Here is a 2378-nt window from a genome sequence, read left to right as displayed (position 1 = left end):
CGCTCGCCCCTGCCCCGATACGCCCGCCCGAGGAGGCCGCGTTGTGGTGGAGGCAGGATGGCGGGGTCGTCGGGCGACGAAGGTCGCGCCTGCGGTCAGCTTCCGGCGCCGCGGTCGAGCACCGTCACGGCGCGGCGGTTCTGCGACCAGCACGAGATGTCGTTGCAGACCGCGACCGGGCGTTCCTTGCCGTAGGAGACGGTGCGCATCCGCCCGGCGGCGATGCCGCGCGAGGCGAGGTAGTCGTTCACCGCCTGGGCGCGGCGGGCACCCAGCGAGAAGTTGTACTCGCGGGTGCCGCGCTCGTCGGCATGGCCCTCGATGAGGAAGCTGTAGCGCGGGTAGCGCTGCAGCCAGGCCGCCTGCTTGTCGAGGGTGCCGGTCGCGGTGGGCGTCAGGTCGGTCGAGTCGGATTCGAAGAACACCCGGTCGCCGACGTTGACGACGAAGTCCTGCGCGCTGCCGGGGGTGGAGGCGCCGCCGCCGAAGGCGGAGGCGTCGGCGAGGTCCTTGTCGCTGCTGCAGGCCGAGACGGCGAGGCCGGCGCAGAGGGCGAAGCTCAGGGAGGCGGCGCGGAAGGTGGCGGCGCGGAAGCGCGCGGATCGGGGCATGTCTGTCACTCCACGAGCGGACGGTGTGCGCCGGCCCGGTCCCGGGTCGCGGCAGGTCGGCGCGTTGATGTCCGCGCGATCAAACGAGATTGGGCTTTAAGCCTGTCGGGTTAAGCGAAGGTTCCATCAAGCTTGACGCCGGGTTTCCAACGGAGCCGGCCCGCCGCCGATGTGTCGTGGCGCACGCAGGACTCGCGGCGCTAGGACCGACGTCGCGGGCCCCGTCAGGCACCCGCATTGCGGCGGCCGCGCGGCCCGGCCTCGCGCAAGCGTCGATTCGACCGGAGCGTTGCGGCGGCGCAACAACGGCGCGTCGCGGGCGAGCCCGCGTGGGCATGCGGGGCCGGGGGCGGCGCGCGTTAGGGAAGCGTTAACGCTCGCGGCCTCCACTGGGGCGAAACCTGCCGACCGGATCCACCCCGATGCATCCCGCCCAGAGCGTGCTCATTGTCGAGGACAGCTACCTGCTCCTCGAGATCGTCGCGTCGCTGTGCGAGACGCAGGGCATCCGCGTCATCGAGGCGTCGAGCGGCGAGGCCGCGCTGACGATCCTGCGCGAGCGCGGCCGCACGATCGACTGGCTGTTCACCGACATCCGCCTGCCCGGCCTGATCGACGGCTGGAGCGTGGCCGAGGCCTTCCGCGCGATGCATCCCGACCGGCCGGTGGTCTACACCTCGACCGCCCCCGGCCTGCCGCCGCGCGCCGTCCGCGGCGGCCTCTACCTGCGCAAGCCGTTCCAGATCCGCGACATCGAGCAGGTGGTGCGGATGATGGCGCAGGGCGTCACCGACGAGCCGCTCCGCGCCGCGATGTGATCGTCGCCCGGTCGCGCCGGGGCGTCACGCGACCCGCCCCGGCTCACGCGGCCGCGGAGCGGAACATCGCGACGATCTCCGGCGCGCCGATCCAGGCCTCGACCCGCGCGCAGGCGAGGTCGCTCGGCTCCGCGGCGTCGTACAGGGCGAAGCTCGCCGCCAGGAAGCCGGGCAGGTCGTACAGGACCGGGAAGGCGTCGCCGCGGGGCTTGGTCTTGAACAGGTACGAGCCGGTGAGCCCGTAGATCTCGGCGATCGGCGGATAGACCGGCCAGACCACGTCGCGGGCGAGCTCGTCGCCGAGGTAGTCCTCGATCTCCACCGGCTCCGGCGCGAAGCCGCTCTCGACCAGCAGGCGCCGGGCGATGTCGGCGACGACGAAGACCTTCGGGTGGTTGATCACGTGCATGAAGGCGCCGCGCCGGCTCCAGCGGCTCATCTCGCGCTCGAGCCCGAAGGCGACCGTGGCCCCGCCGCCGATCAGCTCGCGGACCGCCGGCTCCCACTGGTCGAGATAGCCGAGCCGCCGGAACACGTCCTCGCGGAACAGCCGCCCGGCCTGGGTCGCGGTGAGGCCGAGGCGGTGGGCGCACAGGGCGATCGCCGAATGGTACTGCCCGAGCGGCGAGCGCGCGAGCTTCAGCGCCGCGAGGTCCTCGACCCGGCCGGCATAGACCATGTCCGGATGGAAGGCCGAGAACACGATCGTCGGAAACAGCTTGGTGCGCGGGTCGCGCCGGCGCAGGACCGCGATGTCGCCGCCGGGGAGCAGCCCGGCCGGGAACAGCTGCGAGAACACGTGGTCGGAGGCGGCGAGCGTCGACACCAGCCCGTCGATGTCGCCGAGGTCGCGCCCGAGCGTCCCCATCGGCAGGAAGCGCACCGGGCTGTTGGGCGCCAGCAGCCGCATCGCCTGGGCCACGCCGCGCGCCTGGCAGTTGCCGAGCAC

At 72.8% G+C, this 2378-nt stretch carries 3 protein-coding genes; 1 reads left to right on the top strand and 2 read right to left on the bottom strand.

Going from position 1 to position 2378, the window contains the following annotated elements; all coding sequences use genetic code 11:
- Positions 1 to 95 precede the first annotated feature (95 nt).
- Entirely contained in the window at positions 96 to 611 is a 516-nt protein-coding gene (gene pal, locus FV223_RS25535) for a peptidoglycan-associated lipoprotein Pal (RefSeq protein ID WP_147729567.1), read from the bottom strand.
- Positions 612 to 1033: 422 nt separating this feature from the next.
- On the opposite strand from pal, the gene FV223_RS25530 reads away from it, so the two are divergent.
- The gene (locus FV223_RS25530) at positions 1034 to 1429 is read left to right on the top strand and encodes a response regulator (RefSeq protein WP_147729566.1); all 396 of its coding nucleotides are present in this window, start codon (positions 1034 to 1036) and stop codon (positions 1427 to 1429) included.
- 43 nt (positions 1430 to 1472) lie between these two features.
- On the opposite strand, the gene FV223_RS25525 is transcribed toward FV223_RS25530, so the two are convergent.
- The coding region (locus tag FV223_RS25525; protein WP_246689812.1) for a WcbI family polysaccharide biosynthesis putative acetyltransferase at positions 1473 to 2378 on the bottom strand (906 nt) is incomplete at its 5' end.

The sequence above is a fragment of the Methylobacterium sp. WL116 genome (assembly GCF_008039455.1).
Taxonomy (GTDB): domain Bacteria; phylum Pseudomonadota; class Alphaproteobacteria; order Rhizobiales; family Beijerinckiaceae; genus Methylobacterium.
The sequence above is the reverse complement of the archived record's forward strand: the minus strand, read 5'-3'. Positions and strand labels throughout refer to the sequence as shown.